20 protein-coding genes are annotated in these 19,381 nt (G+C 74.3%); 14 read left to right on the forward strand and 6 right to left on the reverse strand.

All coding sequences use genetic code 11. The features are described from left to right. The 6 genes from ACFXPX_RS01720 to ACFXPX_RS01745 form a co-directional block, all read left to right on the forward strand. Positions 1-535 (forward strand): isochorismatase family protein (locus tag ACFXPX_RS01720; protein WP_380639165.1); only part of this gene is annotated, 535 nt, incomplete at its 5' end. Positions 536-749: 214 nt separating this feature from the next. Continuing rightward, positions 750-2,093: an ABC transporter substrate-binding protein gene (locus ACFXPX_RS01725; protein WP_380639167.1), complete on the forward strand. Its 1,344-nt coding sequence runs from the start codon at positions 750-752 to the stop codon at positions 2,091-2,093. After that, positions 2,090-3,046, forward strand: coding sequence for a carbohydrate ABC transporter permease (locus ACFXPX_RS01730; protein ID WP_380639169.1), 957 nt, complete (start codon positions 2,090-2,092; stop codon positions 3,044-3,046). Before ACFXPX_RS01725 ends, ACFXPX_RS01730 begins: the two co-directional genes overlap by 4 nt. Further along, a complete protein-coding gene (locus ACFXPX_RS01735) occupies positions 3,043-3,870 on the forward strand; it encodes a carbohydrate ABC transporter permease (protein WP_375883718.1) in 828 nt (275 codons plus the stop codon). Before ACFXPX_RS01730 ends, ACFXPX_RS01735 begins: the two co-directional genes overlap by 4 nt. Before the next feature lie 5 nt (positions 3,871-3,875). Next, complete coding sequence (locus ACFXPX_RS01740) at positions 3,876-5,666, forward strand: glycoside hydrolase family 36 protein (protein ID WP_380521547.1); 1,791 nt, start codon at positions 3,876-3,878, stop codon at positions 5,664-5,666. Between the two features lie 21 nt (positions 5,667-5,687). Next, positions 5,688-6,722 (forward strand): LacI family DNA-binding transcriptional regulator, encoded by a 1,035-nt coding sequence (locus ACFXPX_RS01745; RefSeq protein WP_380639171.1) that lies wholly within the window; start codon positions 5,688-5,690, stop codon positions 6,720-6,722. Positions 6,723-6,805: 83 nt separating this feature from the next. On the opposite strand, the gene ACFXPX_RS01750 is transcribed toward ACFXPX_RS01745, so the two are convergent. Beyond that, positions 6,806-7,468, reverse strand: coding sequence for an NADPH-dependent F420 reductase (locus ACFXPX_RS01750; protein ID WP_380521543.1), 663 nt, complete (start codon positions 7,466-7,468; stop codon positions 6,806-6,808). 177 nt (positions 7,469-7,645) lie between these two features. Here ACFXPX_RS01750 and ACFXPX_RS01755 point away from each other — a divergent pair, with 177 nt between their 5' ends. Genes ACFXPX_RS01755 through ACFXPX_RS01765 form a run of 3 tightly spaced genes read left to right on the forward strand, consistent with a single transcriptional unit; the run spans position 7,646 to position 8,608 of the window. After that, on the forward strand, positions 7,646-8,182 hold the full coding sequence (locus ACFXPX_RS01755; protein WP_380639173.1) for a hypothetical protein: 537 nt from the start codon (positions 7,646-7,648) through the stop codon (positions 8,180-8,182). Further along, on the forward strand, positions 8,148-8,354 hold the full coding sequence (locus ACFXPX_RS01760; protein WP_375883731.1) for a hypothetical protein: 207 nt from the start codon (positions 8,148-8,150) through the stop codon (positions 8,352-8,354). Before ACFXPX_RS01755 ends, ACFXPX_RS01760 begins: the two co-directional genes overlap by 35 nt. Beyond that, positions 8,351-8,608: a hypothetical protein gene (locus tag ACFXPX_RS01765; RefSeq protein ID WP_375883734.1), complete on the forward strand. Its 258-nt coding sequence runs from the start codon at positions 8,351-8,353 to the stop codon at positions 8,606-8,608. The genes ACFXPX_RS01760 and ACFXPX_RS01765 overlap by 4 nt, the downstream gene beginning before the upstream one ends. Before the next feature lie 49 nt (positions 8,609-8,657). On the opposite strand, the gene ACFXPX_RS01770 is transcribed toward ACFXPX_RS01765, so the two are convergent. Next, a complete protein-coding gene (locus ACFXPX_RS01770; RefSeq protein ID WP_375883736.1) occupies positions 8,658-9,278 on the reverse strand; it encodes an L-threonylcarbamoyladenylate synthase in 621 nt (206 codons plus the stop codon). Between the two features lie 64 nt (positions 9,279-9,342). Between ACFXPX_RS01770 and ACFXPX_RS01775 the strand changes: the two genes are divergently transcribed. Then, positions 9,343-10,653, forward strand: a complete 1,311-nt coding sequence (locus ACFXPX_RS01775; protein ID WP_380639175.1) for a cytochrome P450 — start codon at positions 9,343-9,345, stop codon at positions 10,651-10,653. A 25-nt stretch (positions 10,654-10,678) separates the two neighbouring features. Here ACFXPX_RS01775 and ACFXPX_RS01780 read toward each other — a convergent pair whose 3' ends face one another. Next, positions 10,679-11,092 (reverse strand): Fur family transcriptional regulator, encoded by a 414-nt coding sequence (locus tag ACFXPX_RS01780; protein WP_360238584.1) that lies wholly within the window; start codon positions 11,090-11,092, stop codon positions 10,679-10,681. 227 nt (positions 11,093-11,319) lie between these two features. Between ACFXPX_RS01780 and katG the strand changes: the two genes are divergently transcribed. Then, on the forward strand, positions 11,320-13,536 hold the full coding sequence (katG, locus tag ACFXPX_RS01785) for a catalase/peroxidase HPI (protein ID WP_380639177.1): 2,217 nt from the start codon (positions 11,320-11,322) through the stop codon (positions 13,534-13,536). 117 nt (positions 13,537-13,653) lie between these two features. On the opposite strand, the gene ACFXPX_RS01790 is transcribed toward katG, so the two are convergent. The 3 genes from ACFXPX_RS01790 to ACFXPX_RS01800 all read right to left on the reverse strand — a co-directional run bounded on the left by ACFXPX_RS01790 (position 13,654) and on the right by ACFXPX_RS01800 (position 16,316). Further along, positions 13,654-14,355 (reverse strand): response regulator, encoded by a 702-nt coding sequence (locus ACFXPX_RS01790; RefSeq protein ID WP_380639179.1) that lies wholly within the window; start codon positions 14,353-14,355, stop codon positions 13,654-13,656. A gap of 3 nt (positions 14,356-14,358) precedes the next feature. Then, a complete protein-coding gene (locus ACFXPX_RS01795) occupies positions 14,359-15,609 on the reverse strand; it encodes a sensor histidine kinase (RefSeq protein ID WP_380639181.1) in 1,251 nt (416 codons plus the stop codon). Between the two features lie 179 nt (positions 15,610-15,788). Then, positions 15,789-16,316, reverse strand: a complete 528-nt coding sequence (locus tag ACFXPX_RS01800) for a histidine kinase (protein WP_380590064.1) — start codon at positions 16,314-16,316, stop codon at positions 15,789-15,791. Between the two features lie 430 nt (positions 16,317-16,746). On the opposite strand from ACFXPX_RS01800, the gene ACFXPX_RS01805 reads away from it, so the two are divergent. The 3 genes from ACFXPX_RS01805 (at position 16,747) to ACFXPX_RS01815 (ending at position 19,321) form a co-directional block, all read left to right on the forward strand. Continuing rightward, entirely contained in the window at positions 16,747-17,943 is a 1,197-nt protein-coding gene (locus ACFXPX_RS01805; RefSeq protein ID WP_380639183.1) for a hypothetical protein, read from the forward strand. 12 nt (positions 17,944-17,955) lie between these two features. Beyond that, positions 17,956-18,714 carry an ATP-binding cassette domain-containing protein gene (locus ACFXPX_RS01810; RefSeq protein WP_380639298.1) on the forward strand — a complete coding sequence of 253 codons (759 nt, stop codon included), beginning with the start codon at positions 17,956-17,958 and terminating at the stop codon, positions 18,712-18,714. A 100-nt stretch (positions 18,715-18,814) separates the two neighbouring features. Then, positions 18,815-19,321 (forward strand): hypothetical protein, encoded by a 507-nt coding sequence (locus ACFXPX_RS01815; protein WP_380521526.1) that lies wholly within the window; start codon positions 18,815-18,817, stop codon positions 19,319-19,321. Positions 19,322-19,381: the final 60 nt, after the last annotated feature.

The following is a 19,381-nucleotide window of genomic DNA, read 5'->3' on the forward strand; positions in this document are numbered from 1 at the left end:
CTTGCGCCGGGCGGGCCGGGCGGCGGGGACGGGGGGGGGGGGCCGCCGGGTGGGCCGGGCGGGGGGGGGGGGGCCGGGGGTGGTGGCCCCCCGGCCCCACCACGTCGACCCGGGCGGCCACTTCTCCGAGCATCCCGACTACCGGGACTCCTTCCCGGTGCACTGCGTGGCCGGCACCGAGGGCGGCGAGTTCCACCCCGACTTCCTGCCCGCCGTCGAGGCCGGCGCGGTCGACGAGGTCTTCTACAAGGGCGCCCGCTCCGCCTCCAAGAGCGGCTTCGAGGGCTTCACCGCCGACGGCACCCCGCTCGCCGACTGGCTGCACGACTGCGGCGTGGACGCCGTCGACGTCGTCGGCATCGCCACCGACCACTGCGTCAAGGCCACCGCGCTGGACGCCCGCCGGGCCGGCTTCGACGCCCGCGTCCTGCTCGACTACACGGCCGGCGTCGCCCCCGACACCACCGATGCCGCGCTCACCGAACTCCGCGACGCCGGGGTCGACCTCACCGGCGCCCCGGTGGTCCGCTCCTGACCCGCCGGCGCTCATAACGGAACGGTTGCGGAGCCCGCCCTTCGCTGCGCCAGGGGTTGACGGCGCGGGGAGGGCGGGCGTTTGCTGTGTTCCGCTCGTGCGAATCTGTTGAGTTGTGGTCTGTTTTGTTGTTTTGAACGTTCAAACTTGGCCGCCGAGCTCCACCACCCCCATGCCCCGCCTCCGTCCAGAGCCACCCATCGGGAGGAATGCAATGTCACACCTTTCCCGCCGCGACCTGCTCCGCGCCTCCGGCGCCGGCCTGCTGGTCCTCACGGCCGGCGGAGCCCTCGCGGCCTGCGGCGACCCGGGCTCGGGGAGCGCCTCCGGCGGGGACGCCGACACCGGCAAGGTCACCGTCTGGTCGTGGGCCACCGCGGCCGTCGCGCTGCGCGCCGTCGTCCCGGCCTTCGAGAAGGACAACCCGGGCATCACGGTGGACGTCCAGGACATCGGCAACCCCGCCATCTGGGACAAGATCACCGTCGGCCTGGCGGCCGGCGGCCAGGGCCTCGGCGACGTCCTGCACATCGGCTGCGACTACCTGCCCGGCTACCTGGAGAAGTTCCCCGGCGGCCTCGCCGACCTCTCGGCCTTCGGCGCCGACGCGCACAAGGAGAAGTTCGCCAAGGGCCTGTGGCCGGTCGTCACCGGCAAGGACGGCCACGCCTACGCCCTGCCCTGGGAGGCCAACCCGCTCGGCTTCTTCTACCGCAAGGACTACTTCGACAGGGCCGGCCTCGACCCCGCCTCCTTCGCCACCTGGGACGACCTCACGGCGGCCGCCGACCGCTTCAAGGCCGCCAACCCCGGCATCTCGCTGATCGGCATCAACAAGGCCGCCAACCCCAGCCCCGACCTGGACTTCGTGCAGTCCCTGATGCAGCTCCAGGGCGCCTTCTACTTCGACCTCGGGGGCCGGATCACCCTCGGCTCCGAGCCGGACGTCCGCGCCCTGGCCACCCTCAAGCACCTGGACGACGCCGGGCTGGTCGCCGACGCCCCCGGCGACCAGGGCTGGGCCACCCTGATGAAGGCCGGCAAGCTCGCCGTCGCCCCGATGCCCGCCTGGGCCGCGCACTACCTGGAGGCCAAGTTCGCCGACCAGCACGGCAACTGGCGCCTCGCCAAACCCCCGGCCGTCACCCCCGGCGGCAAGCGCACCGCCCTGGTGAACTCCACCCACCTCACCGTCGCCGCCTCCAGCCCGCGCCGCCGCGCCGCCTGGAAGTTCGTCGAGTACGCGCTCACCCGCCCCGCCTCGGTGAACGCCATGTTCGACGCCGGCGGGGTCTTCCCCGCACTCCTCGACGCCTACGGCGACCCGCTGTACGCCAGGCCCAGCGACTACTACGGCGGCCAGTCCCCGCTGCGGACCTTCGCCGACCTGGCCACCGACGGCGGCGACCCCACCAACTACTCCGGCGACTACGCCCGCGCCCTCAAGCTCGCGAGCGACGCCCAGACCAAGGTCCTCCTCAAGGGCGGCGACCCGGCCGGCGTCCTCCGGGCCGCCGCCCAGCAGCTCGCCCAGCAGACCGGACGCACCGTCGCATGACCGCCGCCACCGCACCCCCCGCCACCGGACGGACCCGCCCCGGCCGCCCCGCCGGCCCCGTCGGCCCGGCCGCGCGCGCCCACCGCCGGGCCCGGCTGCGCCGCACCGCCCTGCCGTACCTGCTGCTCGCCCCCGCCCTGATCACCTTCGGCGTGTTCAAGGCCTACCCGATCGTCGACTCGCTGCTGCTCTCCTTCACCACCGGCTCCGGCCCCGCCGCCCGCCCCGTCGGCCTCGCCAACTACCGGCGTCTGCTGGACGATCCGCTGTTCTGGACGGCCCTGCGCAACACCGGCGAGATCCTCGTCGTACAGGTCCCGCTGATGCTCGGGCTGGCCCTGCTGCTGGCCGTCGGCATCAACTCCACCCTGGTGCGCTGGCGGGCCGTCTGGCGGCTCGGCGTCTTCATGCCCGCCGTCACCGGCCTGGTCGCCACCGGCGTGATGTTCGCCTTCCTGCTCAAGCGCGACGACGGCGCGGTCAACTGGCTGCTGCACGCCGTCGGCCTGCCCGCCGTCGACTGGCTGGGGCAGCCGTTCTGGGCCCGGATGTCCGTCGTCCTGGTGCTGACCTGGCACTACACCGGCTACAACGCCGTCATCTACCTGGCCGGCCTGCAGTCCGTCCCGAAGGAGCTGTACGAGGCCGCGATGCTCGACGGCGCCGGTGCCGTCCGCCGCTTCACCGCGATCACCGTCCCGGCCCTGCGCCCGCTGCTGCTGTTCACCGTCGTGCTCTCCACCATCGGCACCCTCCAGCTCTTCGACGAGCCGTACGTGCTGACCGGCGGCGGCCCGGACAACGCGAGCCTGACCGTCTCCATGTACCTGTACCAGAACGGCTTCCGCTACTTCGACTTCGGCTACGCCTCCGCCATCGCCTACGCGCTCACCCTGCTGGTGGCCGTGCTGGGCGCGGTCCAGATGCGCCTGATGGGGGAGAAGGACGGATGAACCCCAGGAACCTCCGCGGCTGGCCGCTGACCTTCCTCCTGGCGGGCCTCACCGGCTTCTCGGTCGCCCCCTTCTACTGGCTGCTGGTCTCCGTCACCCGCAAGGACACCGAGATCTTCGACTGGCCGCCGCACCTGCTGCCCGGCGGGGGCCTCGGCGACAACCTCCACCGGCTGGACCAGCGGATCGGCCTGCTCCGGGTGCTCGGTAACTCCCTGCTGGTGGCCGGGATCCAGACCCTCGGCGCCCTGGTCGTCGCCCTGCTGGCCGGCTACGCCTTCGCCAAGTTCCGCTTCCGCGGCCGCACCCTGCTGTTCGCGCTGCTGCTCTCCACCCTGGTGGTGCCCGAACAGGTCATGCTGGTACCGCTGTTCACGATGATGACGGACTTCGGCCTGCTCGACTCCTACCAGGCGATCATCCTGCCCGGGCTGTGCGTGCCCTTCGCGGTCTTCCTGATGCGCCAGTCGCTGAGCAGCCTGCCGGACGAACTCCTGGACGCCGCCAGGGTCGACGGCGCGGGCGAGTTCCGGGTGCTGTGGAACGTCGTCGTCCCGGTGATGCGGCCGGTGCTCGCCGCGCTCTCGATCTTCCTCTTCCTGGGCTCCTGGAACCAGTTCGTCTGGCCGCTGATCGCCCTGCGCAGCCCCGGCATGCACACCCTGCCGGTCGCCCTGGCGACCCTGTACGGCAACCAGAGCACCACCGACTACGGCGCGATCCTCTCCGGGACCGCGCTCTCCACCCTGCCGATGATGGTCCTCTTCCTGGTCCTCCAACGGCAGTTCATCTCCGGCCTGCTGGCCGGCGCGACGAAGGGCTGAGCGGCATGACCGAGACCGACACCGCAGCGGGGACCGCGGCCGACACCGCAGCGGGGACTACGGCCGGGAGCACGGCCGAGGTCTGGGAGCCGCACGCCCCCGCCCCCGGAGCGCTCCACCCGCTGCCCCACGCCCGGGGCCTGGACCTGCGGGCGAGCGGCACCGCCACCGTCCGGGAGGTCGCCGACGGCGTGGTCGAGGTGAGCGCCGAGGGCCCGGCCGAGGTCCGGATCGAGTGGCGGGTGCCCTGCGTGGACGTCACCTCCTTCTGGACCCCGGAACCGCGCGGCACCGGCTGGCTGCCCGCCGCCTGGAGCGCCCCGCGCCGCACCGGCCCCGCCGCCGGCGCCCCGATCGCCGCGCTGGTCGGCACCGGGGACACCGCGGTCTGCGCCTTCGCGGCCGAGCAGACCGAGGTGCTGGTCGGGGCCGGAGTGGTCGAGGAGACCGGTGACTTCCGCTGCTGGGCCCAGGCCGCCGGCCGGATCACCGTCCGGATCGACACCTCGGGCCGGCACTTCGCCCGCTGCCTGGCCGACCTGACCGCCTGGTGGGGCGAGGGCCGTACCGTCGTCGTCCCGGAGGACGCCCGCCGCCCCGCCTACTCCACCTGGTACGCGATGCACCAGGACGTCTCGCCCGAGCGGATCGAGGCCCAGGCCGCGCTCGGCAAGGCCCTCGGGCTGGACGTGATCATCGTCGACGACGGCTGGATGACCGCCGACCGCACCCGCGGCTACGCCCACTGCGGCGACTGGGAGCCCGTCTCGCTGCCCGACACCGCCGAGCACGTCCGGCGCGTCCACGACCTCGGCGTCCGCTACCTGCTCTGGTACGCGCTGCCGTTCATCGGCAAGGACAGCGCCGCCTACCGGAAGATCGGCCGGCACGCCCTCGCCGACGTCCCCCACCTGGGCGCGGTGGTCGCCGACCCGCGCTACCCCGAGGTCCGCGAGTTCCTCACCGACCGGCTGGCCCGGGCCGTCGAGGAGTGGGGCATGGACGGGCTCAAGGTCGACTTCGTCGACTCCTTCGCCCGCGCCGCCGAGCGCCCCGACGCCCCCGGGCCCGGCCCCGAGGCGGACTGCGCCGAGGTGGCCGAGGGCGTGGAGCGGCTGCTCGCCGCGATCCGGGCCCGGACCACCGCCGCCCACCCGGACGCGATGATCGAGCACCGGCAGCCGTACGTCAGCCCCGCCCTGTGGCCGTACGCCACCATGATCCGGGCCACCGACTGCCCGCTCAGCCCGCAGGAGAACCGGCAGCGCACCGTCGACGTGCGGCTGGCCGCCGGGCCGGTGCCGGTGCACGCGGACATGCTGATGTGGCACCCGGCCGAGCCGCCCGAGCAGATCGCCTGCCACCTGGTCAACGTGCTCTTCTCGGTGCCCCAGATCTCCGTCGACCTCGCCGCGCAGGACCCCGGGCAGCGCGAGGCGATCGCCTTCTGGCTGGGGGTGTTCCGCGAGCACCTCGACACCCTGCAGCGCGGCGAACTGCTCCCCAGCCGGCCCGACCTCGGATACCCGCTGGTCACCGCCCGCGGGGAGGGGACGGTCGTGGTCGCCCGGTACGCGGCGCTCCCGGTGGACGTCTCGGCGGACGACTGGCACACCCTGCTGGTGGCCAACGCCGACGCCGACCCGGACGTCCGGCTGGTGGGCGGCAGCGGCAGGGCCACCGCCACCGTCCAGGACGCCCGGGGGCGTATCGTCCGGCAGGACGAGATCGACCTCGACTGGACGGACACCCTCGCGGTGCCGCGCGGCGGGCTGCTGTCGCTGCGCCGCCCCTGACCCAACGACCGGAGGACCCGCATGCCCGAGGGAGCGCGCCGACCGCGCCGTGGCGCCACCACCATCGAGGAGGTCGCCCGCGCGGCCGGGGTCTCCCGGCAGACCGTCTCCAACGCGCTCAACGCCCCGCACCGGGTCCGCGCCGAGACGCTGACCAGGGTCAGCACGGCGATCCGCGAACTCGGCTACCAGCCCGACCAGTCGGCCCGGTCGCTGCGCAGCGGCGCCCGGCGCACCATCGGCTACCTCGCGCCGGTGGACGACCCGCTCGACCCCAACCCGCTGATGGCCGGCTTCCTGGAGGCCCTGGTCGACGCGGCCGGGGAACGCGGGCAGCGGGTGCTGCTGTTCCGGCCCGCCCCGCCCGCGGCGGACCCGGTGGCGGCCATCGACGAACTGGTGGCGGCCCGGCAGGTCGACGGGCTGGTGCTGGCGGACGTCCTGACCGAGGACCGGCGGATCGCCCACGTCGCCGGGCTGGGCGTGCCCTTCGTCAGCTTCGGCCGGACCGGACCGGGCGAGCCGCAGCACTGGGCGGACATCGCCAACGACGCGGCGATGGCCGCGGTGGTGCGGCACCTCGCGGCGCGGGGTCACCGCCGGATCGGCTACCTCGGCGCCGCCGAGGACCTGCCCTGGATGGCGGCTCGGCGGGCGGGCTTCCTCGCCGAGACGCGCCGACTGGGCCTGACGGCGGTCGCCCCGTCGGAGGCGGCGCCGACGGCCGGGCCGGTGGCGGCCGTGCGGGAGCTGCTGCGCGGGCCCGACCGGCCGACGGCCGTCGCCGCGGGCAGCGACCTGCTGGCGCTGGACGCGTACGAGGCGATCCGGGCCGAGGGGTCGGCGGTCGGGCCCGCCGGGGTGGCGGTCACCGGGTTCTACGACTCACCGCTCTGCCGCCACCTGCACCCGCCGCTGACCTCGGTCCGGCTGCCGCTGCGGGCCCTGGCGGCCGGGCTGGTCACCCGGCTGCTGGACCAGGTGCACGGCGGGGCCGCGCCGACGGGCGGCCTGGAGCTGCCCACCGAACTGGTGGTGCGGGCGAGTTCGGCCTGACCGGCGGAGCCCTGAGCGGCGGAGCCCTGACCGGCGGGGCCCTGCCGACGGAGCCCTGAGCGGCCGGGCCCCGCTGCGGTGCCTCAGGCCCGGTGCGCCTCCGGGCGCTCCGGGGACGCCTCCGCGAGCGCCCGGGTGACCGCCGCCACCCCGGCGCGCAGCCCGTACACCGGCGTGGCCGGCTGCTGGCGCCAGGACTCGTCGATGCCGCCGGCGTCCACGGTGTCGAAGCCCAACTCGTCGACCAGCGCCCGCACCACGGCCTTCGCCGCCTCGTCGTCCGAGGAGACCGGCACGGCGAGGCGCTCCGGGTCGCCCGCCGGGCGCGGGCGGTCCAGCAGGTCCTGCGCGTAGGTGCCGTTGAACACCTTCACCACCGGGTGGCCCAGGTGCTGCTCCGTCCAGCGGCTCTCCGTCAGCCCGCCGTCCTCGATCGCGTCGATCCGGCCGTCGCGCTCCTTCGGGTAGTAGTTGCCGGTGTCGATCACCGCGAGCCCCTCGGCGGCGCCGTCGAACAGCCCCGCGGGCAGGCCCGGTACGTTTTTCAACGGCACCGTCACCACCACGACCTGGGCGCCGTGCGCCGCCTCCGCGGCCGTCACCGCCTTCGCGCCCGTCTCCTCGACCAGCGCCCGCAACGACTCCGGCCCGCGCGAGTTCGCCACCGAGACCTCGTGCCCGAGAGCCGTCAGCCGCCGCGTGAGGTTACCGCCGATGTTGCCCGCGCCGATGATGCCGATCTTCATGGGTAAGCCCCTTCGCGAGTGCCGTCCTTGGCCGTCGCCCTGCCCCAACCACACGCCGATCGGATCTGTTCCCCCACACCCGGGGTGGCCCTGCGCAACCCCGGGCCGACGCGTGCCTGGTCCAGCCCGGCCGAAACGCACCCACGCCCGTCCCGGCGGACCTGTTGAATGGCGGCCATGACGGACGGCACCGCACTGCAGCACCTGGTCACCGGTCTCCCCGAGGCGTTCTCGACCGCCCCGCGGCCGAGCCGCATCGACGCCTGCCCCTGCTGCGCCTCCCGGGCCGGGCTGGACCGCCTCCTGCGCACGCCCCGCGCGCAGTTGACGCCCGAGGAACTGGGACCCTACGCCGCCTCCGTGCTGAACACCGTCGGCTCGCCCGCCGACCTGCGCTACTTCGCGCCGCGCATCCTCCAGCTCGTCCTGACCGGCGAACTCGCCTGGCCCGACGTGCCGTTGGTCTGCCGCAAGCTGGCGCAGGCCGGCTGGCAGGACTGGCCGGAGGCGCCGTACCTGCGCCGGCTCCTCGACGCCCTGTGGCCGGACGTCCTGCACGACGCCCGGCAGTGCGGGGACACCGAGGCCGTGCTCAGTGGCCTGGGGGCCGCCGATCCGGACGGGACCGGCGGCCGGAGAGGGCCTAACAGAATGGGCCCGGCTCGCGAGCCCCGTGGCCGTGGAGCGCCTGTACGAGTTCGCCCTCGGCGGTGAGCTCGAACCGCGGGACGCCCTTTGGGACGAACGGGGAGCCGCGTACCGGACCTTCGCGGCCTGGCTGCGCGGGCCCGAGCTCCAACTGGCCGTCGAGGCGGCCTTCCTGCGGATCGATGACCCCACCCAACTCGATCAACTCATCACCGTCCATGACATCCTGGCGGCATGACCCACGACATGGTGCCGCCACTGCTCGCAGTCGCACTGCTCCTGCTCGTCATCAAACTGGCCCGTGAGCGGCGAAACGGCAAGCCCTCGCCGCTGATTCCGCAGTCGACTGCGGGGCGGGCGACGGCGCTGGCGGTCGCCGCCCTGGTGGCGGCCTCCGGGCCGGCGGGTGGTCAGCCGTGGGACGCGTCGCTGATCCCGGCGATCGCCCTCGGTGGGCTGGTGGGCTCGTTCGTGGACCTCCGCCACCGCTGAGCCGGGGGCAGCCGGGCGGCCGGGCCCCCCGGCCCCGGCCGCCGGGCCCTCACTCGAAGCGCGCGGTGTCGCCGGCCCCCCGGCGGGTGATCTCGGCCTCGCCGCTGGAGAAGTCGATGACCGTGGTCGGCTCGGTGCCGCAGTCGCCGGAGTCCACCACGGCGTCCAGCACGTGGTCGAGGCGTTCCTTGATCTCCCAGCCCTGGGTCATCGGCTCGTCCTCGCCGGGGAGGATCAGGGTGCTGGAGAGGAGGGGCTCGCCCAGTTCGGCGAGCAGCGCCCGGGTGACGGCGTGGTCGGGGATCCGCACCCCCACGGTCTTCTTCTTGGGGTGCATCAGCCGGCGCGGCACCTCCTTGGTGGCGGGGAGGATGAAGGTGTAGCTGCCCGGCGTCGCGGCCTTGACGGCCCGGAAGACGTTGTTGTCGAGCTGGACGAACTGCCCCAGCTGAGCGAAGTCCTCGCACACCAGGGTGAAGTGGTGGCGGTCGTCGAGGCGCCGGATGGACCGGATCCGCTCCAGCCCGTCGCGGTTGTCCAGGCGGCAGCCGAGCGCGAAGCAGGAGTCGGTCGGGTACGCGATGAGGGCTCCGGAGCGGAGGCTGTCGGCCACGGTGCTGATGGTGCGCGGCTGGGGGGATTCGGGGTGCACGTCGAAGTACTTGGCCATTGGCCGACCTTACGGGATCCCACCGGTTGATCGCCGCAACCGCGACGCAGTACGGTCGGTCACCGTGGCACTGGACCAGGCGCGGGTGAACCGGATCTTCCTGCCCGGGACGTACGCCGAGGGCGTTCCGTACGGGCTGTTCCGCGAGCTGCGGGCCGAGGCCCCGGTCTGCTGGGTGGAGGAGCCGGCGGTGGGGGACTGGCCGGCCGGGCCGGGCTACTGGGCGGTGCTGCGGCACGCGGACGTGAAGCACGTGCTGCGCAGCCCGGAGCTGTTCTCCTCACACCTCGGGGCGACCCAGATCCGCGACCCGGACACCCCCGCCGACCTGGCCTTCGTCCGCACCATGATGCTCAACCAGGACCCGCCGGACCACGCCCGGCTGCGCCGGATCGTCACCGCCGCGTTCACCCCGCGGGCGCTGCACCGGCTGACCGCCGCCATCGAGGGGCGCGCGGCCGAACTGGTCGCCGCGATCCGCCCCCTGGGCGAAGCCGACTTCGTGCCGCTCGCCGCCGATCTGCCCGTGTGGACGCTGGCCCTGGTCCTGGGCGTGCCCGAGCAGGACCGGCAGCTGCTGGTCGACTGGTCGAACCGGGTGATCGGCTACCAGGACCCGGAGTACGCCCGGTCCAGTACCGCCGACCCGTCCCGGCTCACCGCCGTGGGCCGCGCCGCGCTCGACCACCAGCCGACCACTCCCACGGCCCCTGACGCCCGCCCGCTCAACCCGCGCTCCCGCGCGGCCCTCGCCGACATGTTCGCCTACGCCCACGCGCTCGCCCGACAGCCGCCGCCGGGCAGCATCGTCGCCCGCATGCGGGACGCCGGCCTGAGCGCCGCCGAGTTCGAGACGATGTTCTTCCTCTTCGCCGTCGCCGGGAACGAGACCGTGCGCAACGGCCTGCCGGGCGGCCTGCACACCCTGCTCAGCCATCCGGACCAGTACCGACTCCTGTGCGAGCGGCCGGAGTTGGTCCCGTCGGCGGTGGAGGAGATGCTGCGCTGCTGGCCGCCCGTGGTGCACTTCCGCCGCACCGCGACCCGGGACACCCGGATCGCCGGGCAGCCGGTCCGCCGGGGCGACAAGGTGGTGGTCCACCACGCCTCGGCGAACCGGGACGAGGCCGTGTTCCCGGAGCCGGACCGCTTCGACGTCTCCCGCACCCCGAACGACCACGTGAGCTTCGGGTACGGCCCGCACTTCTGCGTCGGCGCCCGGCTCGCCCGCCTGCAGCTGCGGTCCGCCCTGCGCCACCTGCTCGACCGCCTCCCGGACCTGGAGCTCGACCCGGACCGGCCGCCGCGGCGCCTGGTGTCCAACTTCCAGAACGGCCTCAAGAGCCTGCCGGTGCGCTGGACGGTTCCGGGGTGACGGCGCGCTCCGCCGGTGGGCCGGCTCAGCCCGCGCAGGCCGGGCAGAGGCCCCGGTAGGTGACCTCGGCGCCCGAGACGGCGAAGCCGAACCGCTGCTCCGCCGGGAGGTCGGCGAGCGGGTCGCCCAGGGGGTGGACGTCCCGGATGGCGCCGCAGCCGGTGCAGACCAGGTGCTGGTGCGGGTGGTGGGCGTTGGGGTCGTAGCGCTTGGCGCGCCCGTCCGTGGACACCTCGATGACCTCACCGAGGGTGACCAGCTCGCCGAGGGTGTTGTACACCGTCGCGCGGGAGATCTCCGGGAGGCGCTCGGCCGCGCGGGCGTGCACCTCGTCGGCGGTCAGGTGCACGTGCTCGCCGTCCAGGACCTCGGCCACGACACGCCGCTGGGAGGTGAGGCGCCAGCCGCGCTCGCGCAGCCGCTCCAGCAGGTCACTCATCACGGTTCACCTATTCAGGTCATGGGGGAAGACCGGAGTTTACCAATGCCGGTCCTGAGGCCTCCGACCTCGGCCGGACGGGGGTTTGGTGTCTTTCTTGACTTGGACTACGTCCATCGTAGGATCGGCTCCGGCGCTAGCCTGGGTAACGGCAGTGCCGAATAGCAGCAGTAGGTGCCGTAGGTAGCAGATAGACACCGTGATCCGCCTTGTACGGAAGGATTCCCATGTCTGAGAACCACGATGCAACCGGTGTAGAGGCGAGCGCGGGCGGCTGCCCGGTCAACCACGGGCGCGCGCTCCACCCCACCCAGGGCGGCGGGAACCGCCAGTGGTGGCCGGAGCGGCTGAACCTCAAGATCCTCGCCAAGAACCCCGCCGTCGCCAACCCGCTCGGCGCGGACTTCGACTACGCCGCGGCGTTCAGCGCCCTGGACCTCGCCGCCGTCAAGCGGGACATCCAGGAGGTGCTCACCACCTCGCAGCCCTGGTGGCCGGCCGACTTCGGCCACTACGGTCCGTTCATGATCCGGATGGCCTGGCACAGCGCCGGCACCTACCGGATCAGCGACGGCCGCGGCGGCGCCGGCGGCGGCCAGCAGCGCTTCGCCCCGCTGAACAGCTGGCCGGACAACGCCAGCCTGGACAAGGCCCGCCGACTGCTGTGGCCGGTGAAGAAGAAGTACGGGCGCAGCCTGTCCTGGGCCGACCTGATCGTCCTGACCGGCAACGTCGCGCTGGAGGGCATGGGCTTCGAGACCTTCGGCTTCGGCGGCGGCCGGGTCGACGAGTGGGAGCCCGACGAGGACGTCTACTGGGGCCCCGAGACCACCTGGCTCGGCGACGAGCGCTACACCGGCGACCGCGAGCTGGAGAGCCCGCTGGCCGCCGTCCAGATGGGCCTGATCTACGTCAACCCCGAGGGCCCCAACGGCAACCCGGACCCGATCGCCGCCGCCCGCGACATCCGCGAGACCTTCTACCGGATGGCGATGAACGACGAGGAGACCGTCGCGCTGATCGCCGGCGGCCACACCTTCGGCAAGACCCACGGCGCCGGCCCGGCGGACAACGTCGGCCCGGACCCGGAGGCCGCGCCGATGGAGCAGCAGGGCCTCGGCTGGAAGAGCGGCTACGGCACCGGCGTCGGCGCCGACGCCATCACCAGCGGTCTCGAGGGCATCTGGACGGCCACCCCGATCACCTGGGACAACAGCTTCTTCGAGACCCTGTTCGGCTACGAGTGGGAGCTCACCGAGAGCCCGGCCGGCGCCCACCAGTGGAAGCCGAAGGATGGCGCCGGCGAGGGCACCGTGCCGGACGCCCACGACCCGGCCAAGCGGCACACCCCGATCATGCTCACCACCGACCTGTCGCTGCGCTTCGACCCGGTGTACGAGCCGATCTCGCGCCGCTTCCTGGAGAACCCGGCGGAGTTCGCCGACGCCTTCGCCCGCGCCTGGTACAAGCTGACCCACCGCGACATGGGCCCGGTCGTGCGCTACCTCGGCCCGGAGGTCCCGGCCGAGCACCTGCTCTGGCAGGACCCGCTGCCGGCCGTCTCGTACCAGCAGGTCGGTGCCGCGGACGTCGCCGACCTCAAGCGGCGGATCGCCGGGACCGGCCTGTCGGTCTCCGAGCTGGTCTCCGCGGCCTGGGCCGCGGCCTCCTCGTTCCGCGGCAGCGACAAGCGCGGCGGTGCCAACGGCGGCCGGATCCGGCTGCAGCCGCAGGCCGGCTGGGAGGTCAACGAGCCGGACCGGCTGGCCGGTGTCCTGCGGGCGCTGGAAGGCGTGCAGCGGGACTTCAACGCGCAGGCCGGCGACAAGCAGGTCTCGCTGGCCGACCTGGTGGTGCTGGGCGGCGGCGTCGGCGTCGAGCAGGCGGCCAAGGCGGCCGGGCTGGCCGTCGAGGTGCCGTTCGCGGCCGGCCGGGTGGACGCCCCGCAGGAGCTCACCGACACCGAGTCCTTCGCCGCGCTGGAGCCCAAGGCGGACGGCTTCCGCAACTGGGTCGGCAAGGGCAACCGGCTGCCGGCCGAGTTCCTGCTGCTGGACAAGGCGAACCTGCTGGGCCTGAGCGCGCCCGAACTGACCGTGCTGGTCGGCGGTCTGCGCGTGCTGGGCGCCAACCACCAGCAGTCCGCGCACGGTGTGCTGACCGAGACCCCGGGCGTGCTGACGAACGACTTCTTCGTCAACCTGCTGGACCTGGGCACCAGTTGGTCCTCCGCCTCGGGGGACGCCCACACCTTCGAGGGCCGGGACGCCTCCGGTGCGGTCAAGTGGACCGGCACCCGCGCCGACCTGGTGTTCGGCTCGAACTCCGAACTGCGCGCCATCGCCGAGGTGTACGCGGCCGACGACGCCAAGGAGAAGTTCGTGGAGGACTTCGTCGCGGCCTGGGTCAAGGTCATGAACGCGGACCGCTTCGACCTGGTGTGACGCGGTAGCCGATGACGGCGGGAGCCCGGGGGTTGTCAACCAACTCCCGGTCTCCCGTGCGTCGTTGCGGCGTTCCCCTCCGCCCCTACGCCCCTCCGCCCCTACGCCCTTCCGCCCTTACGGCGCGCCCGCGCTGACCAGCCCGGTCTCGTACGCCGCGACCACCACCTGGGCCCGGTCCCGCAGCCCCAACTTGCCCAGGATCCGGGCCACATGGGTCTTCACCGTCGCCTCGGAGAGCTGGAGCCGGCCGGCCAGCTCGGCGTTGCTGAGGCCACGGGCCAGCAGCCCCATCACCTCCAGCTCGCGCGGGGTGAGGGTGGCCAGTTCACGGTGCGGGGCGGCCGCCTCGGGGGCGGCCGGGCGGGCGAAGCGCTCGACCAGCCGGCGGGTGATCGCCGGGGCGAGCAGGGCGTCCCCGGTGCGGACCAGCCGGACGGCGGCGGCCAGGTGCTCCGGGGTGACGTCCTTGAGCAGGAAGCCGCTGGCCCCGGCGGCCATCGCGGCGTAGACGTAGTGGTCCAGGTCGAAGGTGGTCAGCATGATGATCCGCGGCGCGTCGGCGGCGCGGTCCGCCGGCCGGCCGGCCAGGATCCGCCGGGTGGCCTCCAGGCCGTCCAGGCCGGGCATCCGGATGTCCATCAGCACCACGTCCGGCCGGGTGCGGCGGACGGCGGCGACGGCCTGCTCGCCGTCCTCGGCCTCGGCGGCCACCTCGATCCCCTCGGACTCCAGGATCAGCCGGAAGCCGATCCGGACCAGGGCCTGGTCGTCGGCGACCACCACGCGGATCGGGTGCTGCTCCACGGTGTCAGTCAACTCTCAACTCTCCAGCGGTATCGAGGCCTTGACGCGGTAGCCACCGCGCGGCCGGGGGCCGGTGTGCAGGGTGCCGCCGTAGACGGCGAGGCGTTCGCGCAGACCGAGCAGGCCGCGCCCGTTGCCGGTGGCGGCGGCGCCGGTGGGGCGGCCGCCGGTGTCGGTGACCTCCACCGTGAGGTGGTCGGCGGCGTAGTCGACGGTCACCGCGGCGGCGGCGCCGCCCGCGTGCTTGACGGTGTTGGTGAGCGCCTCCTGGACGACCCGGTAGGCGGCCAGTTCGACCCCGGGCGGGACGGTCCGGCGCTCCCCGCGCACCATCAGCTCCACCGGCAGGCCGGCCCGGCGCACGCCCTCCACCAGGGAGTCGAGCCGGCCGAGGCCGGGCTGCGGGCTGAGGTCGGCGGTGGTCGCGGGATCGCCGCCGGTCTCCGAGTCGATGGTCAACAGCCCCATCACCTGGCGCAGTTCGGTCATCGCCGCGCGCCCGCCGGCCTCCACCGCGGCCATCGCCTCGCGGGCCCTGTCCGGAGCGGTGTCCAGGATCTTGCGGGCGGCCCCGGCCTGGATCGTCATCATGCTCACGTTGTGGGTGACCACGTCGTGCAACTCCCGGGCGATGCGGGCCCGTTCCAGGTCCACCGCGCGGTCCAGCGCGGTCAGCTGCTCGCGCTCCAGGGCGGTCAGCCGCTCCCGGCCCTCCTCCACCCGGCGCCGCCACATCCGCAGTTCGTAGGCGACGGCCAGCACCGGCACCAGCACCAGCACGGCGATCACCCAGTTCTGGAAGTGCGGCAGCAGGGCGTGGTCGAAGAGCACCACCAGGGCCGCGGTGGCGGCCGCCAGGCCGAGCAGCACGGCCTTCGGGCGGCGCCCGTAGGCGGCCGCGCCGTAAGCGGCGACGATCACCACCACGCCCGCCCAGAACGCGATGTCCTCGTGCTGCGACCGCACCAGCAGGGCGGCCGCCAGCACCGTCCACAGCACCGCCAGCGGGTGGCGCCGGCGCAGCACCAGCGGCAGCGGGACGACGGGGACCAGCAGCAGCATCCCGTGCCAGGGCGATCCGTGCCCGCCCGGACCGTACTGGCCGTGCGCGTGGGCCGCGACGACGGCGTAGCGGCCGCAGACGGAGGCCAGGAACAGGGCCAGGGCGAGGTCGAAGGCCTGGCCGCGCCGGGTGGGCCGGGGCGGGGGCGGCGCGTCGTCGGCGCCGCCGTCCAGCAGCCGCCGCACGGTGGGGTGGTTGATCACCGGGTCATTGTGGCGGTCGGCCGCCGTCGGGGACAGCCCCGCGAGCGGCGGCAGCCGCTGCACCTGACGACTACCCCGCAAGGATGACGCCGGAGCCCGTACGCCCGGCGCGGTACGGAAGTTGCGGCGGGCGGCGGACGCGCTGCGGGCGGAGTGAGCCCCCGGGCGGGCCGGGGGGCTCAGGACTCCTCGTCCGCCCGGCCCTCCTCGGCCTTCCGGCTCTCCTCGGCCTTCCGCTCCGCAGCCCGGACCTGCTCGGTGAAGGCGTGCTCGTCGATCCGCTCGACGCTCGCCCCGTGCTTCGCGGCCAGCTCGTCCGCCGGGCCGGGCGAGGCCTCCCGCACCTCCACGGCGACCAGCGCCCCGCCGTCCGGCACCCGGGGCGACAGCACGATCAGCGCGGCGCCGCCCTCCGAGGCCGCGCGCTCCTCGGCCGCGTTGCCGAGCGCCGCGCCCGCCGCGAAGCCGAGCAGCACGCCCACGGGCCCGCCGAGCAGCCCCACCAGGCCGCCCAGCACCCCCGACCCGACCGTGGCCACCCCGGCTCCCCGGGTGAAGGTGTCCTTGATCTCCAGCAGGCCGTCGGCACTGCGCTCCATCGCCGCCGCGTACCGCAGCCCCGGCAGGTGCTGCGCCTCGTCGAACGCGGGACGCCAGGCGCCGCCGTCGGGAAAGGTCAGCAGGACGACGTTGTGCTGCTCGCTCATCGCACTCCGATCGGGCTGGGGGCGGCTCGGGCCTCCATCGTGACCTTCGGCGCGCCACCCGGCCACAGGAAGCGTCCCGCCGACCCGGAGCGGGTGGGGTGGCCGTCCGATGAGCGGATGAGCCGCCGCCGGTCCGCCCGAGCCCGCCGCGAATCGAACATCGCGGAGCGTCCCGGTGATCGACATCCACCAACTCGCCGTCGCCGACACGGAATCGCCCGGATCGGGTGAGAGCGGGCGGGACACGCCGGACGGGCCCATCGGCCGCTGCCAGGATCGGGGTCCGCACCGGCAGCCCGACCTCCGCAGCGTGCCCTCCGGCACCGCTGCCGACCCACCGCGCCCACCCCGCGGTGAGGGCTGCCCGCGTGCGGGACCGCTGCGGCCGTCGGCCGCCGTACCTGGGAGGAACACCGTGTCGAAACAGGTCGTGAAGCCCACGAAGCCCCTGGCCGAGAAGTCCCCGGCCGGGGCCGAGCACGACGAGGAGCTGCACCTGCGCTTCCCCGGCGACCGCCGCGCCGAGGCGGGCGCGTCGATGTCCACCGGCGCGATGCTGCGCCGCCTGCCCCACCTGGTCCGCCGGGCGCTGGCGCTGGCCTGGGCGGCGGACCGCACGTCCACCGTGCTGCTGCTGGTCTGCCAGGCGCTGGCCGGGGTGGCGGGGGCGCTCGCGCTGTACGCCACCACCGGCACCCTGGGCGCCCTGCTCGTGCCCGGGCCGGTGGCCGAGCACCTGCGCACCGCCACGCCCTCCCTGCTCCTGCTGACCGCCTCGGCCGGGCTGCGGGCCGTCCTGGGCATCGCGGTGGTGGGCCTGTCCGGCCGGGTGTCGCCCCGGATCACCCGGGAGGCGGAGCTGGCGCTGATCGCCGCCGGGTGCGCCGCCGAGCTGGAGGCGTACGACGAACCCGCCTACAACGAGCAGTGGGAGGCCGCCGACCGGGGCGCCTCGACCACGCCCGACCTGCTCTCCAACGCCCAGGACGTGATCGCCTCCACCGTCTCGCTGGCCGCCGCCGCGGGCGTGCTGGCGACGCTGCACCCCTGGCTGGTGCCGCTGCTGCTGCTCGGTTCGGTGCCGACCGCCGTCGCCGCCGTGCGCACCGCCCGGATCCACTACCTGGCCGCGGTGGTCACCAACGAGGACCGCGGCGCGCTGCGCGTCTACCGCTGGTTCCTGATCGACAAGACCCGCGCCGACCAGGTCCGTTCGGACCAGGTCACGCCCTTCCTGATGGCCAAGTACCGCCGCGCCGAGGCCAAGATCGTCGCCGCCACCGACCGGGCCACCCGGCAGGCGGCCAAGGTCTCGCTGCTGGCCGCGCTCGGCACCGGGGCCGGCAGCGCGCTGATCTGGGGCACCCTGCTCTACCTGGTGGCCTCCGGCCGGATCGACCTGGCCGCCGCCGGCACCGCCACCTTCGCGCTGCGCACCGCCTCCTCCGGGCTGCAGGGCCTGGTCGGCAACGGCGCCCGGCTGTACCGGATGGGCCTCTACCTGGACGACTACTTCACCTTCCTGGACGAGGCCGGCGGCCACCGCATCGACCGCGGCGAACTGGTGCCGGGAGCACCGCAGTTGGTCGAGGTGACCGGGCTGAGCCACGCCTACCCGGGCGAGTAGCAGGAGCCGGCCCTGCGCGGGGTCAGCCTGACCCTGCGGGCCGGCGAGGTGGTGGCCGTGATCGGGCAGAACGGCAGCGGCAAGTCGACCCTGCTCAAGCTGCTCTCCGGCCTCTACCTGCCGCAGTCCGGCCGGATCACCTGGGACGGCGTGCCGGTGGAGGAGTTGGACGCGGACGGCATGTGGTCCCGGGTCGCCCGGGTGCCGCAGGAGTTCGCCCGCTGGCCGCTCGGCGCCGCCGAGAACGTCCACCTGGGCCACCTCACCGAGCGGTGGATGGCGGACGTGGTGGAGGCCGCGGCCCGGACCGGCTTCGACGAGACGGTCGGCCGGCTGCGTTCGGGCTGGCGCACCCTGCTCGCCCAGGGGTGGTGGGGCGGCGCCGAGCTGTCCGGCGGCGGCTGGCAGCGCGCGGCCGTCGCCCGGGCCCTGTACCGCACGGTGCGCAGCCCCGGGCTGCTGATCCTGGACGAGCCCACCTCGGACCTCGACCCGCGCGCCGAGCACCGCATCCTGCACGCCCTGCGCGGCCTCGCCGAGGGCCGGATCACCCTGCTGGTGACCCACAACATCGCCAACGCGGCGGTCGCCGACCGGGTGATCGTGATGGACCAGGGCAGCATCGTCCAGACCGGCACCTGGGCCGAACTCGCCGCCCGCCCGGACGGCCTGTTCCGCGAGCTGCTGGACCTCCAGCGCGACCGCGCCGTCCCCGCCCAGCGGTCGGCGGCGGACCGGCCCCGGCCGGCCGGGGGCCGGGCCGGGGCGTGACCCCGGGACCGGGCCGGGGCCCGGCCCGGTGACCCCGTCGGGCGGGCGGCTGCCCACCGCCCGCCCGGCGGGCCGGAATTCGGGCGACGGACGGGCCCGGATGCACGACGATGACGGCATGCTGAACAACGGGGAACCCGAACCGGACGCGACGGACGAGGACGAGCTGCTGCAGCTCCTGGTCGGCGAAGTGTGGGTGAACGTCTACCGGTTCGGCGGCATGGGCGTCGTCGACTTCGGCGGGACGGTCTCCTGGCCGCGGGGCGACGGCGGGGAGGTGTCGACGGGCAGCCGGTACGCCGTGCACGCCCAGTGCCCGTTCCGGATCGTCCAGTGCGGGGAGGTGTACCTCGGCTCCGACGACCTGGTGCCGGCCGGGGGCGGCGACCGCCTCGCCTACGACGCCGGGGCCGACGCGCTGCGGGAGTTCCTGGAGCGGCGCTCGCCCCGGGTGCTGGCGGTGGAGCGGGCGCCGGAGGGCGACCTGCGGATCACCCTGGAGCACGAGCTCAGGATCGACGTCCTGCCGACGAGCGCGAAGGTCGAGGAGTGCTGGCGGTTCCTGGTCCGGGACGGGGAGCACCTCGTCTTCCCGCCCGTCGACTGACCTGCCGGGCCACCAAAACGGCCCGGCAGGTCGGCGCCGATCCCAGGCCGCGGGGCTGGC

The organism is Kitasatospora sp. NPDC059146 (assembly GCF_042786665.1).
Taxonomy (GTDB): Bacteria; Actinomycetota; Actinomycetes; order Streptomycetales; family Streptomycetaceae; genus Kitasatospora.